The 18,755-nt window shown below is 64.1% G+C and carries 23 protein-coding genes; 11 read left to right on the forward strand and 12 right to left on the reverse strand.

All coding sequences use genetic code 11. The features are described 5' to 3' along the window. Positions 1–235 precede the first annotated feature (235 nt). The 3 genes from ACKWRH_RS38995 to ACKWRH_RS39005 all read right to left on the reverse strand — a co-directional run bounded on the left by ACKWRH_RS38995 (position 236) and on the right by ACKWRH_RS39005 (position 3,235). Positions 236–610 carry a histone gene (locus tag ACKWRH_RS38995; protein ID WP_071909499.1) on the reverse strand — a complete coding sequence of 125 codons (375 nt, stop codon included), beginning with the start codon at positions 608–610 and terminating at the stop codon, positions 236–238. 67 nt (positions 611–677) lie between these two features. Next, a complete protein-coding gene (gene glcF, locus ACKWRH_RS39000) occupies positions 678–2,000 on the reverse strand; it encodes a glycolate oxidase subunit GlcF (protein ID WP_445217871.1) in 1,323 nt (440 codons plus the stop codon). After that, the gene (locus ACKWRH_RS39005; protein ID WP_445217872.1) at positions 1,997–3,235 is read right to left on the reverse strand and encodes an FAD-binding protein; all 1,239 of its coding nucleotides are present in this window, start codon (positions 3,233–3,235) and stop codon (positions 1,997–1,999) included. Before ACKWRH_RS39005 ends, glcF begins: the two co-directional genes overlap by 4 nt. 222 nt (positions 3,236–3,457) lie before the next feature. Between ACKWRH_RS39005 and ACKWRH_RS39010 the strand changes: the two genes are divergently transcribed. Then, positions 3,458–3,943, forward strand: a complete 486-nt coding sequence (locus tag ACKWRH_RS39010; RefSeq protein WP_445217873.1) for a putative quinol monooxygenase — start codon at positions 3,458–3,460, stop codon at positions 3,941–3,943. Positions 3,944–3,990: 47 nt separating this feature from the next. On the opposite strand, the gene ACKWRH_RS39015 is transcribed toward ACKWRH_RS39010, so the two are convergent. Continuing rightward, positions 3,991–5,484, reverse strand: a complete 1,494-nt coding sequence (locus tag ACKWRH_RS39015; protein WP_445217874.1) for an FAD-linked oxidase C-terminal domain-containing protein — start codon at positions 5,482–5,484, stop codon at positions 3,991–3,993. Positions 5,485–5,748: 264 nt separating this feature from the next. On the opposite strand from ACKWRH_RS39015, the gene cycA reads away from it, so the two are divergent. Beyond that, a complete protein-coding gene (gene cycA, locus ACKWRH_RS39020) occupies positions 5,749–6,144 on the forward strand; it encodes a cytochrome c-550 CycA (RefSeq protein ID WP_445217875.1) in 396 nt (131 codons plus the stop codon). 117 nt (positions 6,145–6,261) lie between these two features. Here cycA and ACKWRH_RS39025 read toward each other — a convergent pair whose 3' ends face one another. Continuing rightward, positions 6,262–7,218 (reverse strand): alpha/beta fold hydrolase, encoded by a 957-nt coding sequence (locus ACKWRH_RS39025; RefSeq protein ID WP_445217876.1) that lies wholly within the window; start codon positions 7,216–7,218, stop codon positions 6,262–6,264. Positions 7,219–7,545: 327 nt separating this feature from the next. Here ACKWRH_RS39025 and ACKWRH_RS39030 point away from each other — a divergent pair, with 327 nt between their 5' ends. Continuing rightward, complete coding sequence (locus tag ACKWRH_RS39030) at positions 7,546–7,728, forward strand: hypothetical protein (RefSeq protein WP_014491898.1); 183 nt, start codon at positions 7,546–7,548, stop codon at positions 7,726–7,728. A gap of 7 nt (positions 7,729–7,735) precedes the next feature. Here ACKWRH_RS39030 and ACKWRH_RS39035 read toward each other — a convergent pair whose 3' ends face one another. The 3 genes from ACKWRH_RS39035 to ykgO all read right to left on the reverse strand — a co-directional run bounded on the left by ACKWRH_RS39035 (position 7,736) and on the right by ykgO (position 8,994). Then, the gene (locus ACKWRH_RS39035; RefSeq protein ID WP_028147974.1) at positions 7,736–7,996 is read right to left on the reverse strand and encodes a hypothetical protein; all 261 of its coding nucleotides are present in this window, start codon (positions 7,994–7,996) and stop codon (positions 7,736–7,738) included. A gap of 124 nt (positions 7,997–8,120) precedes the next feature. Continuing rightward, on the reverse strand, positions 8,121–8,762 hold the full coding sequence (locus tag ACKWRH_RS39040) for a tetratricopeptide repeat protein (RefSeq protein WP_445217877.1): 642 nt from the start codon (positions 8,760–8,762) through the stop codon (positions 8,121–8,123). Positions 8,763–8,868: 106 nt separating this feature from the next. Beyond that, positions 8,869–8,994, reverse strand: a complete 126-nt coding sequence (ykgO, locus tag ACKWRH_RS39045; RefSeq protein WP_006611362.1) for a type B 50S ribosomal protein L36 — start codon at positions 8,992–8,994, stop codon at positions 8,869–8,871. A 341-nt stretch (positions 8,995–9,335) separates the two neighbouring features. Here ykgO and ACKWRH_RS39050 point away from each other — a divergent pair, with 341 nt between their 5' ends. The 4 genes from ACKWRH_RS39050 (at position 9,336) to ACKWRH_RS39065 (ending at position 12,748) form a co-directional block, all read left to right on the forward strand. Then, positions 9,336–10,220, forward strand: a complete 885-nt coding sequence (locus ACKWRH_RS39050; protein ID WP_027565452.1) for an amidohydrolase family protein — start codon at positions 9,336–9,338, stop codon at positions 10,218–10,220. Between the two features lie 227 nt (positions 10,221–10,447). Beyond that, positions 10,448–11,179 carry a haloacid dehalogenase type II gene (locus tag ACKWRH_RS39055; RefSeq protein ID WP_445217878.1) on the forward strand — a complete coding sequence of 244 codons (732 nt, stop codon included), beginning with the start codon at positions 10,448–10,450 and terminating at the stop codon, positions 11,177–11,179. A gap of 41 nt (positions 11,180–11,220) precedes the next feature. Beyond that, a complete protein-coding gene (locus ACKWRH_RS39060; protein ID WP_445217879.1) occupies positions 11,221–11,688 on the forward strand; it encodes a YbaK/EbsC family protein in 468 nt (155 codons plus the stop codon). 193 nt (positions 11,689–11,881) lie between these two features. Then, the gene (locus tag ACKWRH_RS39065; RefSeq protein ID WP_445217880.1) at positions 11,882–12,748 is read left to right on the forward strand and encodes an adenylate/guanylate cyclase domain-containing protein; all 867 of its coding nucleotides are present in this window, start codon (positions 11,882–11,884) and stop codon (positions 12,746–12,748) included. Between the two features lie 126 nt (positions 12,749–12,874). Here ACKWRH_RS39065 and ACKWRH_RS39070 read toward each other — a convergent pair whose 3' ends face one another. Both ACKWRH_RS39070 and ACKWRH_RS39075 read right to left on the reverse strand, forming a co-directional pair. Further along, positions 12,875–13,237 (reverse strand): hypothetical protein, encoded by a 363-nt coding sequence (locus ACKWRH_RS39070; protein ID WP_445217881.1) that lies wholly within the window; start codon positions 13,235–13,237, stop codon positions 12,875–12,877. A gap of 95 nt (positions 13,238–13,332) precedes the next feature. Further along, positions 13,333–14,319 (reverse strand): tripartite tricarboxylate transporter substrate binding protein, encoded by a 987-nt coding sequence (locus ACKWRH_RS39075; RefSeq protein WP_445222555.1) that lies wholly within the window; start codon positions 14,317–14,319, stop codon positions 13,333–13,335. Positions 14,320–14,467: 148 nt separating this feature from the next. Here ACKWRH_RS39075 and ACKWRH_RS39080 point away from each other — a divergent pair, with 148 nt between their 5' ends. Beyond that, entirely contained in the window at positions 14,468–14,725 is a 258-nt protein-coding gene (locus tag ACKWRH_RS39080; RefSeq protein ID WP_445217882.1) for a hypothetical protein, read from the forward strand. Between the two features lie 53 nt (positions 14,726–14,778). On the opposite strand, the gene ACKWRH_RS39085 is transcribed toward ACKWRH_RS39080, so the two are convergent. Both ACKWRH_RS39085 and ACKWRH_RS39090 read right to left on the reverse strand, forming a co-directional pair. Further along, the gene (locus ACKWRH_RS39085; RefSeq protein ID WP_445217883.1) at positions 14,779–15,300 is read right to left on the reverse strand and encodes an REP-associated tyrosine transposase; all 522 of its coding nucleotides are present in this window, start codon (positions 15,298–15,300) and stop codon (positions 14,779–14,781) included. Between the two features lie 131 nt (positions 15,301–15,431). Then, positions 15,432–16,364, reverse strand: a complete 933-nt coding sequence (locus tag ACKWRH_RS39090) for a LysR family transcriptional regulator (RefSeq protein ID WP_445217884.1) — start codon at positions 16,362–16,364, stop codon at positions 15,432–15,434. A gap of 117 nt (positions 16,365–16,481) precedes the next feature. On the opposite strand from ACKWRH_RS39090, the gene ACKWRH_RS39095 reads away from it, so the two are divergent. The 3 genes from ACKWRH_RS39095 to wrbA are packed head-to-tail and all read left to right on the forward strand — an operon-like array spanning position 16,482 to position 18,617. Continuing rightward, positions 16,482–17,234 (forward strand): SDR family NAD(P)-dependent oxidoreductase, encoded by a 753-nt coding sequence (locus ACKWRH_RS39095; protein WP_028147961.1) that lies wholly within the window; start codon positions 16,482–16,484, stop codon positions 17,232–17,234. 38 nt (positions 17,235–17,272) lie between these two features. After that, positions 17,273–17,971 (forward strand): pirin family protein, encoded by a 699-nt coding sequence (locus tag ACKWRH_RS39100; protein WP_166344778.1) that lies wholly within the window; start codon positions 17,273–17,275, stop codon positions 17,969–17,971. A 46-nt stretch (positions 17,972–18,017) separates the two neighbouring features. Further along, positions 18,018–18,617 carry an NAD(P)H:quinone oxidoreductase gene (wrbA, locus tag ACKWRH_RS39105; RefSeq protein WP_445217885.1) on the forward strand — a complete coding sequence of 200 codons (600 nt, stop codon included), beginning with the start codon at positions 18,018–18,020 and terminating at the stop codon, positions 18,615–18,617. Positions 18,618–18,755: the final 138 nt, after the last annotated feature.

The raw sequence follows: 18,755 nt of genomic DNA on the forward strand, positions 1-18,755 counted from the left end.
GTGCACAGAGCCGTCCGGATTAGTATCGGAGCCGCCGGTGCAGTGGTGCTTGCGTCACGAATCACGCTGACGCGAGAAACGACAACCGGGCGGAGACCATTGTGACGATGCAAAAAGGCCGCAGCGTCACCGCTGCGGCCTTCCTGTTGTCGGTCGTTGTCGTCGGGATGGACCCAGCGTTGGCCCTCACCTTGGACCTGACTTGGACCCTAACCGTGGGGGCCCCTCGGGGGGCCTAACCCTGCCCTTCGGCCGGCGTCGGCTCCGCAGAAGACGAAGGCATCGCCCAGCTTGTCTCGGCGGCGGGCTCCGGAGCCGGAGCTGCCACCGGCGCTGACGGCTTCGGCGCAGGAGCTGCCTTCGCCTTCTTCGGTGCCGCTTTCTTTGCGGCCTTCTTCGGTGCAGCCGGCTTGGCAGCCTTCTTGGCCGACTTCTTCGCAGCCTTCTTGGCGGCCTTCTTCGGTGCAGCCTTCCTGGCAGATTTCTTCGCAGACTTCTTGGCAGACTTTTTCGCGGACTTCTTGGCTGCCCTCTTCGCGGTCTTCTTCGCCGCTACAGCCTTCTTGGCCTTTTTGGCCTTCTTGCTTTTTTTCTTCTTCGCTTTCGCCATCGTGGTCCTCCTGTTGCCGCCGAACAATGGTCGATCGGGCGTCTTCAGCCGTCACCTCCGGACGAGGCTAGCTCGACGCATTCAATGCCGGCCGCGACCCGCCCGTAGCCCAATCGAGAAGCTCAATCGTGTGTACGACCGGAACTGACGTGCCACTGGCAATCTGCACCATGCAGCCGATATTGCCCGCGGCAATCATGTCCGGCTTGACGCTTGCGATGTTGGCAACCTTGCGATCGCGCAACCGGCCCGCAAGCTCGGGCTGGAGAATGTTGTAGGTCCCCGCCGAGCCGCAACACAAATGGCTCTCCGGCACATCTTTCACCACGAATCCATTCTTGGAAAGCAATTCTTTCGGAAGGCCCGTGATTTTCTGCCCGTGCTGCAGCGAACACGCGGAGTGATAGGCGACGACGATGTTGTCCTGTCGCGTAGTGGTCGCGAGCTCGAGGCCGGCAACGAATTCGGTGATGTCCTTGGCGAGCCCGGACACCTGCGCCGCGTCGGCAGCAAACGCCGTGTCCTCGCGCAGCAGATAACCGTAGTCCTTGATCACCGTGCCGCAGCCGGAGGCCGTCACCAGGATGGCGTCGAGCCCCTCGCCGGCCGCTTCCTTTCGCCACGTCGCGACGTTGGCGCGGGCCCGCGCCAACGCATCCTGGTCGTTGCCCAGATGATGGGTCAGCGCGCCGCAGCACTGCTCGTCCCGGACCAGGACAACCTCGATGCCGTGGCGGGTGAGGAGGCTGATGGCGGCCTGGTTGATGCGCGGCGCCAGCACCTGCTGGGCGCAGCCTTGCAACAGCGCGACCCGGCCGCGCTTCTTGCCGAGTGCCGCGAACACGCTGCCGGGGAGCGGGCCGGGCGACGGCAGACGGTTCGGCGCCAGCGCCAGCATCGCCTTGAGGCGCTGGATCAGGCCGGGCGTCGCCGACGGCCGCGGCGTCGGCAGGAATACGGCAAGCGGTCGGGCGAGGCGCGCCAGCCACATGCTGGTGCGGAAAAGCTGCGGATTCGGCAGGACAAAGGCCAGCACCTGGCGCAACAGCCGCTCGGTCAACGGCCGCTGGTAGCGCTGCTCGATCCGGACCCGGGCCTGGTCGACGAGATGCATGTAGTTCACCCCTGAGGGGCAGGTCGTCATGCAGGACAGACACGAGAGGCAGCGGTCGACATGCTTGACCACCTCGGCCGTCGGGGCCTGGTCCTTCTCCAGCATTTCCTTGATCAGGTAGATGCGGCCGCGCGGGCTATCGAGCTCGTCGCCGAGCAGCACATAAGTCGGACAGGTTGCAGTGCAGAAGCCGCAATGGACGCAGGCGCGCAGGATCTTGTCGGCTTCCGCGATGTCGGGGTCGGCGAGCTGCGCCAGTGAGAATTCAGTCTTCATGCCGCAGCGCCCCGCGTCAGCCGCCCCCGGTTCAAAATGGTTTTCGGATCGAAACTGGCGCGGACCCGATCGCTTAGCGCGGCAATGCCTGATGCCTGCGGATGGAATACGTCGACACCGCGCCTGACGTCCTCGGCCGCCCGGATCAGCGTGGCGTGCCCGCCGACCGCATCCGCACGCTGGCGCACGGCCGGGGCATGCGCATCGGCCTTCGGCGGCAGCGCGGCCCAGAGCAGGCCGCCGCCCCAATCGTAGATGATGTCGCCGCCGGTCTCGCGCGCCAGTTGGGTCCCGAGCGCCGCGCCGGAAGCCGGCGGACAAACGATCCGCCACACCGGCCAGGCCCCAACTGCACCGCCCGCCGCGAACGGCAGGACGTCGCGGATCGTGGCCCACAATGCGGCGGAGGCCGCATCCTCGACCAGTGTCGCGGTTCCGAACGGCGCCAGCAATTCGCGCAGCGAGCCGGCGCGGTGCGCGGCGGACGCCGTGATGCCCTCGAGCCGCAGCACGGTCAGCGCTTCGCCCTGGCTGGCGATGTCGCCAAGCCCGTCGGTCTTCGCCCGGAACGCCGATTTCGGCAGATGCGCGGCAGCGGAGACGTCGAAGGGCGAGCCGAGCGCCGCGGTCATCGCCTTGTTGGCGGCGGCATCGTCGAGCCCGCGCAGCAGCAGCGTCCGTTCCGCTTCCGGCTTCGGCATCACCTTGAGCGTGACTTCGGTCATCACCGACAGCGTGCCCCAGGACCCCGCCAGCAGCTTGCAGAGGTCGTAGCCGGTGACGTTCTTCACCACCTTGCCGCCGGTCTTGAAGCTGTCGCCGAAGCCGGAGACGGCGTGCGCCCCCAAGAGGTGGTCGCGCGCCCCGCCCGCCTTGATCCGCCGCGGACCGGCGAGCCCGGCCGCGATCATGCCGCCGATGGTGCCGAGTGCCGGCGTGCCGAGCAGCGGCGCGGTGTTCATCGGCTCGAAGGCGAATTGCTGGTTCTTGGCATCGATCAGCGACAGCACGTCGGCCAGCGGGGCGCCGGCCTGGAGCGTGACGATCAGCTCGTTGGGTTCGTAGGAGGTGACGGCATTCAGCGCGGAGAGGTCGAGCACGGCGTTGGTCGCCATCGTGTGGCCAATGCTGCGCTTGCTGCCATGACCGATGATCTCGAGCGGCTGCTCGTTGGCAATCGCCGCGCGCACCACCTCTTCGACGTCTTTGGCGTCTCTGACCCTGAGCGTATCCACGGGAAAAGGCGGTAGCGAAATTCGCCGCCAAAATCAAATGCGGCGTGACGTCGGCGATCATCGCCGGTGCAGTCGGGGGATCCTGCACGGGCGGCCACAACGCTTCGATCATGATCGAAGCGTTCACGACATCGACACTTCGATCAGCGGCGAACCAAAGCCGGCAGACCCTCGCTACAAGTTTGCGCCGATCGCGATCGAAGCCAACCGATGGAGACAAGCATGCGATCGACACATCAGCGGCTGATGCCGCGCGCCCACGAAGCGTTCAGCCGCAGGTCGGTGATCCGGGCCTTCGGCGCCGTCCTGGCGATCTATCTCTCGCCATGGGCGGCGGCGTCATCTCAAGCCCAGCAGCAAGGAGCAAGGACCATGAACCACTATGCCACGCAGAAATCCCTCAGCGACGCCGTCGACGGCGGCGGCCTGCTCGTCGTCGCGCAATGGGAGGCGAAGCCCGGCGAGGCCGACAAGGTCGCCGCGATCCTCGACCGCTTCCTGCCGGAGGCGCAGCGCGAGGACGGCGTCAAACTGTTCCTGATCTCGCGCGCCAGGGACAATCCGGCCCAGTTCCTGTTCTACGAGCTGTTCCGCGACGAGGCGGCTTTCAAGGCGCATCAGGAGAGCCCGCATTTCAAGACCTGGATCGCCGGCGAAGCCCTGCCGCTGCTGGCGAGGCGCGAACGGGCTCAATACGGGCTGCTGTGAGGTTGAGGGGAAGGGCTCGCACCGCGGGCCCTTCCTCTCACGAGTGCCTAGAACCGCGGAATATCCGGAAACGCCACCTTGCCGGCGTGCACATGCATGCGGCCGAGCTCGGCGCAGCGGTGCAGGGTCGGAAACACCTTTCCGGGGTTGAGCAGGCCCTGCGCGTCGAAGGCGCATTTCAGCCGCTGCTGCTGGTTGAGATCGATCTCGGTGAACATGTCGGGCATCAGGTCGCGCTTCTCGATGCCGACGCCGTGCTCGCCGGTGAGCACGCCGCCGAACTCGACGCAGGCGCGCAGGATGTCGGCGCCGAAGGCCTCGGCGCGCTCGATCTCGCCGGGCTTGTTGGCATCGTAGAGGATCAGCGGATGCAGATTGCCGTCGCCGGCGTGGAACACGTTGGCGCAGCCGAGCTGGTATTTTTCCGACAGCTCGCGGATGCGCGCCAGCGCCTTCGGCAGCGCGCCGCGGGGGATCGTGCCGTCCATGCAGAGATAATCGGGCGAGATGCGCCCAACGGCCGGAAACGCCGCTTTGCGGCCGGCCCAGAACAAATTGCGTTCGGCCTCGGAGGTCGAGATCTGGCAGGTGGTCGAGCCGCAGGCATTCGCAATGGTCTCGACGCGCGTGATCAGCTCGTCGACCTCGATCTTGGGACCGTCGAGCTCGATGATGAGCAGCGCTTCGACGTCGAGCGGATAGCCGGCATGGACGAAGGCCTCCGCGGCGTGGATCGCCGGCTTGTCCATCATCTCCATGCCGCCGGGAATGATGCCGGCGCCAATGATGCGCGCCACGCATTCGCCGGCGGCCTCGACCTGCGCGAAGCCGACCATCAGCGCCCGCGCCGTCTCCGGCTTTTGCAGGATGCGCACCGTGATCTCGGTGATGACCCCGAGCAGCCCTTCCGAGCCGGTGATGACGCCCATCAGGTCGTAGCCGGCGTTCTCCGCCGACTTGCCACCGATGCGCAGGATCTCGCCGCTCATCAGGACAATCTCGCAACCGAGCACGTTGTTGGTGGTCATGCCGTATTTCAGACAGTGCACGCCGCCGGAATTCTCCGCGACATTGCCGCCGATCGAGCAGGCGATCTGCGAGGACGGATCGGGGGCGTAGTAGAAGCCGGCATGCGCGACCGCCTGGCTGATGGCGAGATTGGTGACGCCGGGCTCGGTGACGACGACGCGGTTGTCGAAATCGATCTCGCGGATCCGCTTGAACTTGCCGAGGCCCAGCAGCACGCCATCTTCCAGCGGCAGCGCGCCCCCGGACAGCGAAGTGCCGGAGCCGCGCGGAACCACCTTGATCCCCTGCCCGGCACAATATTTCAGGACGAGCGAGACCTGCTCGGTGGTGTCGGGCAGCACCACGACCATCGGCGGCTGCCGATAGGCCGTCAGCCCGTCGGATTCGTAGGCCCGCATCTCGGAGGCGCTGTCGATCACGCCCTCGCCGGGCACGATTGCGCGCAATGCAGCCACGATCTCAGCGCGGCGCGCGAGCACGGCCTGGTCGCTCGCGGGCATCATGATGGCCATAACATATCCTTCCGGCTCGTAGCCCACGATCAAATTGTCGCGGCAAATCAACCACGTCCGCGCCTGTTTGGGTAGGCCATCCGAAAGTCGGAGCGGCGATCTTCGGCGAGTTCGCTCTGGGACAAGTAGGACAGCATGAAACCTGTCATGGTTTCGCAGCTTGTCCAAGCCGGGCGGGCCTGCCAAAACCGGCGGGTCCGTCGTTTGCCGACCAGGCAAGACCGACCAGCCTAGACCAACCAGGGAAGAGACGAAGAGCACCCGATGACAAAACTGACTTTTGGCGCACTGATGATCCTCACCGTGACTGCCGCCGCACCCGCCGCGATGGCGCAGGATGTTGCGGCCGGCAAATCGTCGTTCAACAAATGCCTGGCCTGCCACGCCATCGGCGAAGGCGCCAAGAACAAGGTCGGCCCCGAGCTCAACGGCCTCAACGGCCGCAAGTCAGGCAGCGCGCCGGACTACAGTTATACGGATGCGAACAAGAATTCCGGCATCACCTGGGACGAAGCCACGTTCAAGGAATACATCAAGGACCCCAAAGCCAAGATCCCCGGCACCAAGATGGCGTTCGCCGGCATCAAGAACGAGAACGAGATCAACAATCTCTGGTCCTACGTCTCCCAGTTCGACAAGGACGGGAAAATCAAGCAGTAAGCGCGTGAACGGCGGCCGCCCGAGCTTCGGTTCTGATCGAGTCAGAACCGAAGCTCGGGCTTATTGTTTTGACGCGTTTCTTCACGCGAACCGGTATCCACTTCGCTCGAAAATGCTTTAATCGGCGGCCACCTGCGCCTGGGCGATTTGACCGATCATCGTCTCGATCTCCGTCTTTACGAGGTCCGGCACAGCGTTCTGCACCATGTGGCCGAGATCGGGCAGCACGATCAGCTTCGCACCCGGCACCATCGCGGCGAAGGGACGCGCGTGGATGTCGGTCTTCACCGTCTTGTCGGGCTCGCCGGCGATGATCGTGACCGGCGCCTTGATCTCGCCATAGCGCGCAGCCTGCGCCGTCACAGCTTCCTTCAGCGTCACCAGGTCATAGGCGTTGGCTATGAACTCGCGCGGGCGCAGCAATAGCGGCGTCGCGGAGTCCTGCACGAAGCCGTCCGGCATGATTTGCGGCAGGAAGACGCTGCGCGCGCCGGCCTCGGCAACGAAATACCCCATCGGCAGCGTGATGGTGTAGGCGAGCAGCGGGCCGATCACCGGCGTTGCGATGATCTCGTTGTAGCGGCCGACGCCGCCGCGCCAGGGATGGGTCACCGGCGCCAGCATGACGAGACCCGCGACGCGGCCGGGATGATCGAGCGCGATCCGCGCGCCGAGCGCACCGCTCCAGGAATGCACGACGAAGACAGCGCGATCGATCCCGAGCTTACGAAGCGCCTCGTCGATCATCCGGGCCTGGATCTGCGGCGTCGAATCCTGCCGCCGCATCCGGGTGCTCCAGCCGTGACCGGGACGGTCGATCAAAATGACGCGATGGTCTTTGGCCAGGAGGTCGCCGAGCGGACGCCGCATCGCTTCGAGATTGGAGCTCGCGCCGTGCAGCATCACGATCGGCACGCCTGAACCGCGCGGACCGATATCGACGACGTGAAGCACAGCGCCGTCGACCTCGACCATCCGGCCCTGAGGCGGAAAGGCGCGTTGCACCGCGAGGACGCCGGCCTGCGTGGCCAGCGCCAGCAGAACCAGCGCGGTCACGACTGACATCACGATCATGGAGAGAATCCGGGCGATCCAGGGCACCTGGCAGCTACGAGACTAGCGGGCGGCAGTTTCGCTCCGTGAGATCCCGCGCTCCACCTGAAATGCCGGGGCTGTGGATATGTGCATAATTCCAGCAGGAAAAAACGCAACAAAATCAATGGAATTCCTCGCAGTGCGCAAGCCTCGGGCCAGCTTCATGCAGTCGTCATCGCGGCTTCCATATAATCGCCACGGTCGGTTCCGCCATCTAGGCGCGGGTGGGCGCCGATCCTCCTCGCAACTCCAGGAGATGCGGGAAAGGCCGGCAGGATTTGTCCTGATTTGAACCGGAGAATTTCGATGAGCTTCAGATCCAACGACACTGCGATCGACGAGATCGTGGCAAGCTGTAACGGCGACCTGCGCGGCGCCGTGCGGGCACTGCTCCTGATCAACGAGCATCTCGAGACGGAGCTTGCAAAGGCCTACGCCGCGGCCGCCGATCACGGCCTTGTCGAGCGCGCCGGCAGCATCCTGCACTAGGTGCAGGCTAGTTAGTTCCGTCCTCGTCCTTTTCCTCGTCGGGCGTGACCGCGGGGCAGGCGCGAATCGTCGAACGGGCAAGTTTGGCATCGGCCCTGGATTTGTAGGGACCGTCGCCGAACCAGATGTCGCCGATGATCACGGGATTGCTGGTTACGATGTTGCATTTGCCCGTGGCGCGATTGCCGACCACCCAGAACAAGCCGTCGGCGAGGCTCACCGAGCCCGACGCGAGCAGCAATACACCTGCAAAGATCAAACGCTTCATGGCCGTGCTCCTGCCATGCAGGTAGGCCTGCGCGCGCTTCAACAATACCCCCGAGAACGCCGCACGTGTGATCGTGGTTAATCCGCGCACGCTGCAATCACTCGGGAAATGATCAACTTGTCCGCTAGATGTCGCGGCCCTCGACCTTCTCGGTCAACGCCTTGACCTGCTCGGGGATCTTCTCGAGGTGCGGATTGACGGCCAGCGCCTTGCGGTAGGCCTCGAGCGCACGTTTCTCGTCACCGACCTCCTGCATGATCATGCCGAGGCCTGCGAGCGCGCCGAAATGGCGAGGCTCCCGGATCAGCACCTCGCGGATGTCGGCAAGCGAGCGGCCGTAGTCATTCTGCATGTAGTAGAGCGTGGCGCGCCGGTTCCAGGCCTCGATGTAGTCGGGCCTGAGCTTGATGACCGAATCCAGCAGCTTGATCGCGATGTCGATCTTCTGCGCGTCGACCGCGGTCTTGGCCCGCGCCATCAACAGCGATGCGGTATCGCTCGGGGTCTGGATCCAGATCGCCCAGATCCGCGCCTCGACATGCTTGGCGCTGGCCTCGTCGGGCGCGGCCTTGAGTGCGCCGAACAGGAAATCGAGATTTTTGGAGCGATCAACCTTGGGCAGCTTGGCCGGCGCCTCCGGCAGCTTCTTCTGCTCCTTGCCGGGCGGGGCCGGAAGCTCCTTCTGCGCCAGGGCTGGAGTAAGGCCAGCTGTACCCAGAACAAGGGCAAGACACAGGGTGCGCGCGAAGGGGAATCTCACTGCCATGAGCAAAGTCTAAACGCGCAAAGCCGCCCTTGCAAAGCAGGGCGGCGTCAAACTCGTGTGAGACAGTGGTCTTGCGGGGCGCGCGCGAGCGTCCGGCAGGGCGAACTCAGCCCTGACGAGCCTTGAAGCGGCGCTGCACCTTGTTGATCACATAGACCCGGCCCTTGCGACGGACCAGGCGGTTGGCGCGATGGCGACCGCGCAGCGATTTCAGCGAGTTACGGACCTTCATGGCAGAATCCTGAACGTTCGAAAGGCCGTGTTCGGCACTACCGTTTCGGCACGCGCGAATGTGGCAAAATGAGATCTTTCCCGCTGGCGGACCGACCGCCCGGGACGGGGCGGTTCTTAAGGCATGGGAGGACCGGATGTCAATGTTAACTGCCCTGTTCCCACCCAGCAAATTCGCGAAAACAACCCCATGCACAGTAGAAATGGCCGGATCGGCCCAATCCGTTCAAGAGCGGCCAAGCACAGCAAAGACTTTTGCGGGCGGCGGTTTCGGCTGCAACGACGCCTTGCCAAATTCGTTATATCATATAATCAATTCGACAACCCGTCGGGAGGAAACCAATGCCGAAGCTGAAGCTGCCCAACATCGACGATGTCGTCGCCATCGACATCCACACCCACGCCGAGGAGCCCTGCGGCACCCACCCCGACGACGGCTATGACGATTTCCAGGCGCAGATGGCGGACTACTTCAAGTCGCCGCACAAGCATCCGCCGACGGTGCCGGAGACCGCGGCCTACTACCGCTCCAAGAACATCGCCGCGGTGATCTTCCCGGTCGACGCCGAGCGCGAGACCGGCTTCCGCCGCTATAAAAATGAGGAGATGCTGGAGATCGCCTCCGACCATCTCGACGTCCTCATCCCCTTCGTCTCGATCGACCCGCACAAGGGCAAGCTCGGCGTGCGCGAGGCGCGCAAGCTGATCGAGGAATACGGCGTGCGCGGCTTCAAATTCCATCCGACCATGCAGGGCTTCTACGCCAACGACCGCATGGCCTATCCGCTCTACGAAGAGATCAACAATGGCGGCGCGATCGCGCTGTTCCACACCGGTCAGACCGGCGTCGGCTCGGGCATGCCGGGCGGCATGGGCATGCGGCTGAAATATTCCAACCCGATGTACATGGACGACGTCGCAGCAGATTTCCCCGACCTCAAGATCATCCTCGCCCATCCCTCCTTCCCCTGGCAGGAGGAAGCGCTGTCGGTCGCGACCCACAAGCCGAACGTCTACATCGACCTCTCGGGCTGGTCGCCAAAGTATTTCCCGCCGATCCTGGTGCGCTACATCAACTCGATCCTTCAGGACAAGATGCTGTTCGGCTCGGACTGGCCGGTGATCACGCCGGACCGCTGGCTGTCGGACTTCGCCAAGATCGAGATCCGCGACGAGATCCGGCCGAAGGTGCTGAAAGCGAACGCGCGAAAACTGCTGGGAATCTAGGCGGAACTCATCGAGGGCTTCGGCTGACCGAAGCCCTCACACTCTGAGCACCAAATTGCGGATCGCGGCCCTGGTCGTGTTGTAGACGCTGACTGAGGCGTCCCCATCATCCCCGCCGCCTTGAACTGTGGTCTGCTCCTGATGTGCTCCTTCATTGAGGTTGCACTGAGCTGGCGACCTCCCCACCTATCAAGGAGCATCGACCTTGGACCCCGGAGGAGCGAGCCATGAGCATCAAGGCCGTCGTCTTCGACGCCTACGGTACGCTCTACGACATCCAGTCGGTCGCAGAGATCACCGAGGATGCGTTTCCCGGTTACGGCGAGATCATCACGCAAATCTGGCGGATCAAGCAGCTTGAATACACCTGGTTGCGCTCGCTGATGCGGCGCTACCAGGATTTTGCGGCCGTCACGCGCGACTCGCTCGCCTATACGCTGCGCCTGCTCGGGCTCGCCTACGAAGGCGAAGCGTTCGAGCGGGTGATCGAGAAATATCTGCATCTCGATCTCTACCCCGATGCAGCCGCCGCGCTTGCGGCGCTGAAGCCGCGAAAACTCGCCATCCTCTCGAATGGCAGTCCGGATATGCTGAATGCGCTCGTGCGCAATTCCGGGCTCGACCGTCTGCTCGATGCCACCATCAGCGTGGATGCGAGGAAGGTCTTCAAGCCATCTCCAGAAGCCTACACGCTGATCGGCGAGGTGTTCGGCACCAGGCCGGAAGAGGTTCTGTTCGTCTCGTCCAATCCCTGGGACGTCGCGGGCGCAAAGTCGTTCGGGCTGAACGTCGCCTGGATCGAACGCGTGACGCCCGAGGCGATGGCGCTGGCTTGCGTCGAGAACGAACTCGTGGCACCGCTGACGATGTTCAAGGCGATCCGGACCCAGATGGACGAGCTTGGGTTCGCGCCGGATCATCGTGTCCGCGCGCTCTCGGAACTGCCAACGATCGCCTAAGGATCGCCGCCCGCCCATGAGTTTGGAATGAGCTGACTGGAATGAGCCTGCAATCCGTTCGCGCCTTCTTCGCCGAGAAAGCCCCCGACATCTCCGTCATCGAATCCCCGATCAGCTCAGCGACCGTGCCGCTGGCCGCCGAAGCCTATGGCGTCGAGCCCGGCCGGATCGCCAAGACCCTGTCGTTGCGCATCGGCGAGCGCGTGATCCTGATCGTTGCCGCCGGCACCTCGCGCATGGACAACAAGAAGGTCAAGGCTGCGTTCGGCGGCAAGCCGAAGATGCTGGGGCTGGAAGAGGTCGCCGAGATCACCGGCCACGAGGTCGGCGGCGTCTGCCCGTTCGGACTGAAGTCGCCGCTGCCGATCTATTGCGATGTGTCGCTGAAGGCGTTCGACGTGGTGGTGCCGGCCGCAGGCTCGACCCACAGCGCCGTGCGCATCACGCCCAAGCGGATGGCAGAGCTCACCGCGGCCGAATGGGTCGACGTCTGCGAGCACAGGCCTTAAGGCGGCTCCGGCCGGTCCTCGTGAACCGCGGCGCGGAGGGTGACCTCACGCCAGGTCGGCTTTGGCACGTGGCTGGCTGCATTCGTTGCACGGGTATGACGGTTTCGGGACTGGACAACCGGTCGTTGAGCCGCGATGGGGCCAGATGCGATGCCTGATGCAATTGCCGGTCAGGAAGGCTAGCATATGGACCATGACCGACGAAAAGGTGAAACGACGATTGACCACCGTCCTGTGCGCTGACGTGCAGGGCTATTCTCGCCTCATGGGAGCAGACGAGACCGGAACGCTGGAGACGCTGCGCCGCTACCGCACTGCCTTTGCGGGACTGGTGGAGCGCCATGACGGCCGGATCGTGAATACTTGGGGCGATGCCGTGATCGCCGAGTTCGCCAGCGTCGTCGAGGCCGTGCAATGTGCGGTCGAAATTCAGCAGGAAATTTCCAACCAGGATTCGGACCCACCGCACGCCCACCCGATGCGGTTTCGCATCGGCATCAACCTCGGCGACGTGATGGTGGACGGGTCCGACATCTATGGCGACGGCGTCAATATCGCGTCGCGGCTGCAAGAGCTCGCCGAACCCGGCGGTGTCGTGATCTCAAGCTCCGTCTACGATCAGGTGCACAACAAATTGTCCGTTGGCTTCGACTGTCTCGGCCAGCGACCAATGAAGAACGTTGCTCCCATGACCAGCTATCGCGTGTCCACGAGCGGCCAAAGCGCTGGGCGACGGAGCTTCCCGGTTGACGACAGCGTCACTCCCCAGGACCGAGCAGTTGCAGAATCGGAAACTGGCGCTCGATGGATTGACAGCAGGCACGAGCCATCCAATTGGATCGGCTTCGTCTCGGATTGGCTGGCGAAGCTGCCCCGCCCGGTTGCAGCGGCCCTCACGGTTTCGGGCTTTCTGATTCTGATCAACGTTTTCACCGGCATGCACAAGATCTGGTTCCATTGGCCAGTCGCAGCAATACTCTTCGGTGTCATCCTGCGGACAGCGCTCGGGCACCGACCGGATTCGGACAGTAAGGGGGAGCGCCGAACGAGCCGGGAGTGATGCGGTTGCGACCGCATCTTCGCGCCCACGGTGCGAAGACGTCGCGATAAATCGTCATCGCGCTCCAGGCTATTGCTTGAGCATGATCTTTTCGGAAAATCGTATCAAACTTTTCCGGATCACACTCTAGTCGTTGTCATCATCATAATAGGGACGCGGCTGTGGTGGCGCGGCGACAGGCGGCGGCGCATTGTTGTACCGCGGCGGCGGCACAGCCCGGCCGCGCGGGACCGGCTGCTGCGGCTGGGCCTGGTTGTTCGACTGGAACACCGCCCGGCATGCGCTCGAAAGCTGCGGCGTGTTCTGCTGCAGGCAGGCCACGATGCGGTTCGTGTCCGGAATCTGGTCGCTGCAAAGGCGCCAGACATCCGGCGTGCACGCCATCTGCTGTTCCATTGTGCCGCGATATTCCTGGGCTGACGCCGCACCCTGCGCGACGATGCCGCTAACTGCAAGCGCCAGACCCAGCGCAATTCGCTCTGTTCGCATGTCCCGATCCTTCTCGATTCCCTTGATTTGTCTTCAATCAATGAGACGCGGTCAGGTTCTGGACCAACAAAAAAATGTGAAAATGCGGCGGGAACCTATTCCACCCGGCCGATCTTCTTCACCGCCGCGATCAGCCGCGCGCTGTCCGTCGCCACGAATTGCGAGAATGCCGGCGCGTCCTGATAGGCGACCAGACTGCCCGAGGCCTCGAAGCTCCTGAGCACATCCGGGCTCATCATCACCTGCGCCATCGCTTCGCGCAGGCGGCTCGCGACCGGCGCAGGAAGACCACGCTGTGCAAAGAGCCCGGCCCAGATGTACATCTCGACGTCCTTGTAGCCGAGCTCCTGGAAGGTCGGAACGTCGGGGAAGCTCGCGATGCGCTGTGCGCCGCAATTGCCGAGCACGCGCAGCTTGCCGTCGTCGACCTGCGGCTTCAGCGTGCCGGGCGCCGCTGCTATCGCCTGCACGGTGCCGCTGAGCAGCGCGGTCAGTGCCGGGCCCGCGCCGCGGAACGGAACATGCAGCAATTTGATATCGGCGCTGTTCGCGAACATCTCCATCGCGACATGCAGCGTCCCGTAAGGACCGGACGAGCCGTAGGTGATCTGGCCTGGTCGCCTCTTCGCATCCTCGACGAAATCCTGCGCCGTCTTCCACGGCGCCGAAGCCGGCACTGCGAGCAGCGTGGGATCGGCCAGAACGCGCGCGATCGGCATGAACTGCGAGACCTCGTAGGCGACGGGTCGGTCGAACAGACGGTCGGCCTCGGGGAGCACCGCGAGCGAGGACAGCGTCATCAGCAGCGTGTAGCCGTCGGGCTCTGCGCGGGCCGCCGCGGCATTGCCGACCGATCCGCCGCCGCCACCGGCGCGGTTGTCGACGATGACGGGCTTGCCGAGGATCCGCTCCAGTGCCATCGCGACGGGACGCGCTGCAAGATCGGCCTGACCGCCCGCCGGAAACGGCACGATCAGGGTGATGTTGCGCACCGGATAGGCTTGCGCGAAGGCCTTGTCAGGTAAAGCAGCCCGCAACATCGGCAATGCCGCGGCGGCACGCAAGAGATCGCGTCGATCCATCATGGTCCCCTACCCCCCGATTTTCTTTTGTTTCGCCAGCCTAGCGTGCCACGCGGCAAGAACAAGGCATTAACGAAGCATTGACCATGTCCGGCCCCGTCAGGAACGCATCCGTGAGCCCGCTGTTGCCCTCTTGAGGGAGTGAGTGATGCGGAATCTTGCGACCATCGACGTCGCCCTGGACGAGATGCTGGTGAATCTCGCAGCGATCGTCTTGCGGCTTTCAAAGCCCGAATTGACGCGAACGCCGGAAGCGCGGCGTGCCCTGGCGCAATCGGTCCATCAATACGCCGCCTGCGCGGCACGCTCGACCGACCCACGTGTTCATGAACTGAAGTCGCAGCTGGAGGAGACGCTGAAGCCAGCCTTGCGCATCGTCGCGATCAACGGCATGAAAGTACAGTAGTGGCACCGCAAAGCGATATGCCGTAGGGTGGGCAAAGCGAAGCGTGCCCACCATCATTCGCCGAATTGCCCCGCGATATCGCGCATATCCCCTCCCCAATCCACGGGAAGTGTGCCCTGCTCCACATAACGATGGAAGCTGCTGAGCGACCAATCGCGTACACGCGTGACAAGACCGTGCTTCACGGGATTGAAATGGATGTAGTCAACGTGCCGCTCCAAATCCGCGTCGTCGCGAATTGCGTGCTCCCAATAACGGCGCTGCCAAATGCCTTTCTCGCGCTTCTTCAATTTGCTCATTGAAGGCGGCCCAGCCTCCAAGCCTCGCGAAAATCCACCTTTGATCAGATTCCAGCGCGACGAAAAGTCGACGTCGCCATCCGGCAACGCCCAGATCGCGTGGAGGTGGTCCGGTAAGATGCAGATCGCAACCGTCTCGAATGGCTGGCGTTCAAAGACGGTTCGGTAAATTCGCCTCAGGCGATCGGCTTGATCGACGAGCAGCGTGCTCGACCGATCCGCGAGCACGACGGTGAAGAAGAACATCCTGCCCTGCGCGCGCCGATATCGAGACACCTGCGATTCCCTCAGGCAAAGACGTGGGCACGCTTTGCTTTGCCCACCCTACGAGAGCTTGCTCGGACGATAGACTAGCGAGGTCTTTTCGGGTGGGCAAAGGCGCGAAGCGCCATGCCCACCAAGCAGATTTACCCCTTCACCTTCCCGCGCGGCCGCCGCTTGCAGGTGCCCGGCAGCTTCGCCGCGAGAAAATCGCCGAGCGCCTCGACGCGTGCGGGGCGCGGGCCGCCGGGTGGCGTCACCAGATGCACGGCGCCTTCGGCCTGCTTCCAGTCTTTCAGGATCACCTCGACCTCGCCGGACGAAATCGCCTCGCCGACAATGAACTCGGGCAGCTCGGCGATACCGAGGCCGGCGATCAGCGCCGGCATCACGGCTTCACCGTTGTTGACGCGGAGCTGTCCGCCCGGACGGACGCTGGCCTGCTCGCCAGCCGAATTGGTGTAGTTCCAGACATTGGGCGTCGAGAGATAGGCGTAGCTGAAGCATTTGTGTTCGGCGAGATGCATCGGATGCGTCGGCCGGCCATGTTGCTTGAGGTAGGACGGCGCGGCCACCGTGAAGCGCGGCATGGTGAAGAGCCGTCGCGCGATCAGCGAGGAGTCCGGCAGCCGCGCGATCCGCACCGCCATGTCAAAACCTTCGCCGATCAGATCGATGGTCGCATCGCTCAGATGCAGATCGACCGAGACCTCCGGATAGGTTTCGAAGAACTCCGGCAGCAGCGGCGCCACCGCCTTGATCCCGAACGTCATGGGCACGGCGAGCCGGACCAGGCCGCGCGGCGCCACCGATTGCGCCAGTGCCTCGTTCTCGGCCGCCTCGCCGTCGACGAGCAGGCGCGTGGCACGTTCGGCGAGCTTGTGCCCGGCATCGGTCAGCGCCAGCCGCCGCGAGGTGCGGTTGAACAGCCGGGCACCGAGCCGCTCCTCCAGCCGTGTGACCGCCTTGGACACCGTTGCCTTGGACATCGCGAGCTCGCTCGCGGCCCCTGCAAACGACCGTAATTCCACGACTTTTGCGAAAATTGCGAGCGCCTCGAAATCGGGGAGTTTTGCCATGTGCGGCGGTCCAATTGGGGTATTTAAGGAAACAATGTGTTTCGACAGTTTCTATTTCTATACCACAGATGGAGGCTTATCCAAGGGTCATCAGACATTCAGGAATGGAGAAATCCAATGACCAAGAAGCTCTCAGGCAAGGTTGCCCTCGTCACCGGCGGCTCGCGCGGCATCGGCGCGGCCTCGGCCCGCGCTCTCGCCGATGAAGGCGCGGATGTCGCCATCAGCTATGTCGCCTCGCCCGAAAAGGCCGAGGCGGTTGTTACCGAGCTCAAGGCCAGGGGCGTCAAGGCCCGCGCTTTCAAGGCCGACCAAGCCTCGGCCAAGGACGTGACGCAGCTCGTCAACGACGTCGCCAGGGAATTCGGCCATCTCGACATCCTCGTCAACAATGCCGGCGTTGCCGCGGGCGGCGCGATCGACGATGCGAAGGCTGACACGGCCGCGCTCGAGCGGCAGGATTCCATCAACGTACACGGCGTGATCGCGGCGATCCGCGCTGCCTCGCAATTGATGGGCGAAGGCGGCCGCATCGTCACCGTCGGCTCCATGCTCGCCGACCGCGCCTCGTTCCCGGGGCTTGCCGACTACGTCGCCACCAAGGCCGCCGTCGTCGGCTACACCAAGGGCGCGGCACGCGACCTCGGCCCGCGCGGCATCACCGTGAACGTGGTGCAGCCCGGCTCGATCGACACCGACATGAACCCGAAGGACGGCGGCGAGTTCGCCGAGACGCAGCGCAAGCAGCATGCGCTGCAGCGCTTCGGCCGCCCCGAGGAAGTCGCCGCCGGCGTCGTGTTCCTCGCGAGCCCGGAAGCCTCCTTCGTCACCGGCACGGTGCTCAACGTCGACGGCGGATTCGGCGCCTGATCCAGGCGCCACCCGCTCAAGTAAAAGGAATTACGCAGATGATCGAACTCAGACCTTTCGCAAAGCTCGGCGGCGCCGATCACGGCTGGCTCAAGGCCAAGCACCATTTCTCCTTCGCCAGCCACTACGATCCGAACAACATGGGTCACGGTGCCTTGCGGGTGTGGAACGACGACGAGATCGCGCCGAACACCGGCTTTCCGGCCCATCCTCACGCCAACATGGAAATCATCACCTATGTGCGCGAGGGCGCGATCACCCATCAGGACAGCCTCGGCAACGAGGGCCGAACTGAAGCGGGCGACGTGCAGGTGATGAGCGCCGGCAGCGGTGTCCGCCACTCCGAGTACAATCTGGAGCCGACCAAGACCCGCATCTTCCAGATCTGGATCGAGCCTGTGGCACGCGGGGGCCAGCCGACCTGGGGCTCGAAGCCGTTTCCGAAGGCGGACCGCTCCGGCAAGCTCGTCACCATCGCCAGCGGCGACGAGAACGACAAGGACGCCCTGCCGATCCGCGCCGATGCGCGGGTGCTGGCGACCACCCTGAAGGCCGGCGAAACGGCTGAGTATTCAGCTCAGAAATCGCGCCACCTTTATCTCGTGCCGGCGGCGGGTGCAGTCGAGATCAACGGCGTACGCGTCAATGCCCGCGACGGCGCTGCGATCCGCGACGAGGACAAGCTGAAGATCACGGCACTCGAAGACTCCGAGCTCGTGCTCGTCGACGCGGCGTAGCGATCCAGGCAACCAATCACCTCACGTAATCCCAACGGAGACCACCATGACCAAAGTTCTCGTCCTCTATTATTCCGCCTATGGCCACATCGAAGCGATGGCCAACGCCGTCGCCGAAGGCGCGCGCGAGGCCGGCGCCACCGTCGACATCAAGCGCGTACCCGAGCTGGTGCCGGCCGAGGTCGCCAAGGCGTCCTATTACAAGGTCGATCAGGCAGCCCCCGTCGCCAAGATCGAGGACCTCGCCAACTACGACGCGATCATCGTCGGCACCGGCACCCGTTTCGGCCGCATGGCCTCGCAGATGGCGAACTTTTTGGACCAGGCCGGCGGGCTCTGGGCCAAGGGCGCGCTGCACGGCAAGGTCGGCGGCGCCTTCACCGCAAGCGCGACCCAGCATGGCGGCCAGGAGACGACGCTGTTCTCGATCATCACCAATTTGCTGCATTTCGGCATGGTCGTTGTCGGTCTGAACTACGGCTTCGCCGGCCAGATGAAGCTCGACGAGGTCACCGGCGGCGCCCCCTACGGCGCCACCACGATCACCGGCGGCGACGGCAGCCGCCAGCCCAGCGGCAACGAGCTCGCCGGCGCGCGCTACCAGGGCCGCCAGATCGCGGAGACCGCCAGGAAACTGCATGGCTGAACTTCATGGCTGAGCGCAGTTAGGCTTTACGCACGAACGACTGCATGGCTGATGCGACGGGGGCGGCGTTCTCATTCGGGAATGCCGCCCCATCTACGTCGTCGGGATATTTGACCAAAAGCGATACGAATGGCTTTC

The organism is Bradyrhizobium sp. Pa8 (assembly GCF_052588265.1).

Bases quoted from the DNA above. Each gene is read 5' to 3' on its own strand.
- ACKWRH_RS38995 (WP_071909499.1), bottom strand. From the start codon at position 610: ATGGCGAAAGCGAAGAAGAAAAAAAGCAAGAAGGCCAAAAAGGCCAAG.
- glcF (WP_445217871.1), bottom strand. From the start codon at position 2,000: ATGAAGACTGAATTCTCACTGGCGCAGCTCGCCGACCCCGACATCGCG.
- ACKWRH_RS39010 (WP_445217873.1), top strand. From the start codon at position 3,458: ATGCGATCGACACATCAGCGGCTGATGCCGCGCGCCCACGAAGCGTTC.
- ACKWRH_RS39015 (WP_445217874.1), bottom strand. From the start codon at position 5,484: ATGGCCATCATGATGCCCGCGAGCGACCAGGCCGTGCTCGCGCGCCGC.
- cycA (WP_445217875.1), top strand. From the start codon at position 5,749: ATGACAAAACTGACTTTTGGCGCACTGATGATCCTCACCGTGACTGCC.
- ACKWRH_RS39025 (WP_445217876.1), bottom strand. From the start codon at position 7,218: ATGATCGTGATGTCAGTCGTGACCGCGCTGGTTCTGCTGGCGCTGGCC.
- ACKWRH_RS39030 (WP_014491898.1), top strand. From the start codon at position 7,546: ATGAGCTTCAGATCCAACGACACTGCGATCGACGAGATCGTGGCAAGC.
- ACKWRH_RS39035 (WP_028147974.1), bottom strand. From the start codon at position 7,996: ATGAAGCGTTTGATCTTTGCAGGTGTATTGCTGCTCGCGTCGGGCTCG.
- ACKWRH_RS39040 (WP_445217877.1), bottom strand. From the start codon at position 8,762: ATGGCAGTGAGATTCCCCTTCGCGCGCACCCTGTGTCTTGCCCTTGTT.
- ykgO (WP_006611362.1), bottom strand. From the start codon at position 8,994: ATGAAGGTCCGTAACTCGCTGAAATCGCTGCGCGGTCGCCATCGCGCC.
- ACKWRH_RS39050 (WP_027565452.1), top strand. From the start codon at position 9,336: ATGCCGAAGCTGAAGCTGCCCAACATCGACGATGTCGTCGCCATCGAC.
- ACKWRH_RS39055 (WP_445217878.1), top strand. From the start codon at position 10,448: ATGAGCATCAAGGCCGTCGTCTTCGACGCCTACGGTACGCTCTACGAC.
- ACKWRH_RS39060 (WP_445217879.1), top strand. From the start codon at position 11,221: ATGAGCCTGCAATCCGTTCGCGCCTTCTTCGCCGAGAAAGCCCCCGAC.
- ACKWRH_RS39065 (WP_445217880.1), top strand. From the start codon at position 11,882: ATGACCGACGAAAAGGTGAAACGACGATTGACCACCGTCCTGTGCGCT.
- ACKWRH_RS39070 (WP_445217881.1), bottom strand. From the start codon at position 13,237: ATGCGAACAGAGCGAATTGCGCTGGGTCTGGCGCTTGCAGTTAGCGGC.
- ACKWRH_RS39075 (WP_445222555.1), bottom strand. From the start codon at position 14,319: ATGGATCGACGCGATCTCTTGCGTGCCGCCGCGGCATTGCCGATGTTG.
- ACKWRH_RS39080 (WP_445217882.1), top strand. From the start codon at position 14,468: ATGCGGAATCTTGCGACCATCGACGTCGCCCTGGACGAGATGCTGGTG.
- ACKWRH_RS39090 (WP_445217884.1), bottom strand. From the start codon at position 16,364: ATGGCAAAACTCCCCGATTTCGAGGCGCTCGCAATTTTCGCAAAAGTC.
- ACKWRH_RS39095 (WP_028147961.1), top strand. From the start codon at position 16,482: ATGACCAAGAAGCTCTCAGGCAAGGTTGCCCTCGTCACCGGCGGCTCG.
- ACKWRH_RS39100 (WP_166344778.1), top strand. From the start codon at position 17,273: ATGATCGAACTCAGACCTTTCGCAAAGCTCGGCGGCGCCGATCACGGC.
- wrbA (WP_445217885.1), top strand. From the start codon at position 18,018: ATGACCAAAGTTCTCGTCCTCTATTATTCCGCCTATGGCCACATCGAA.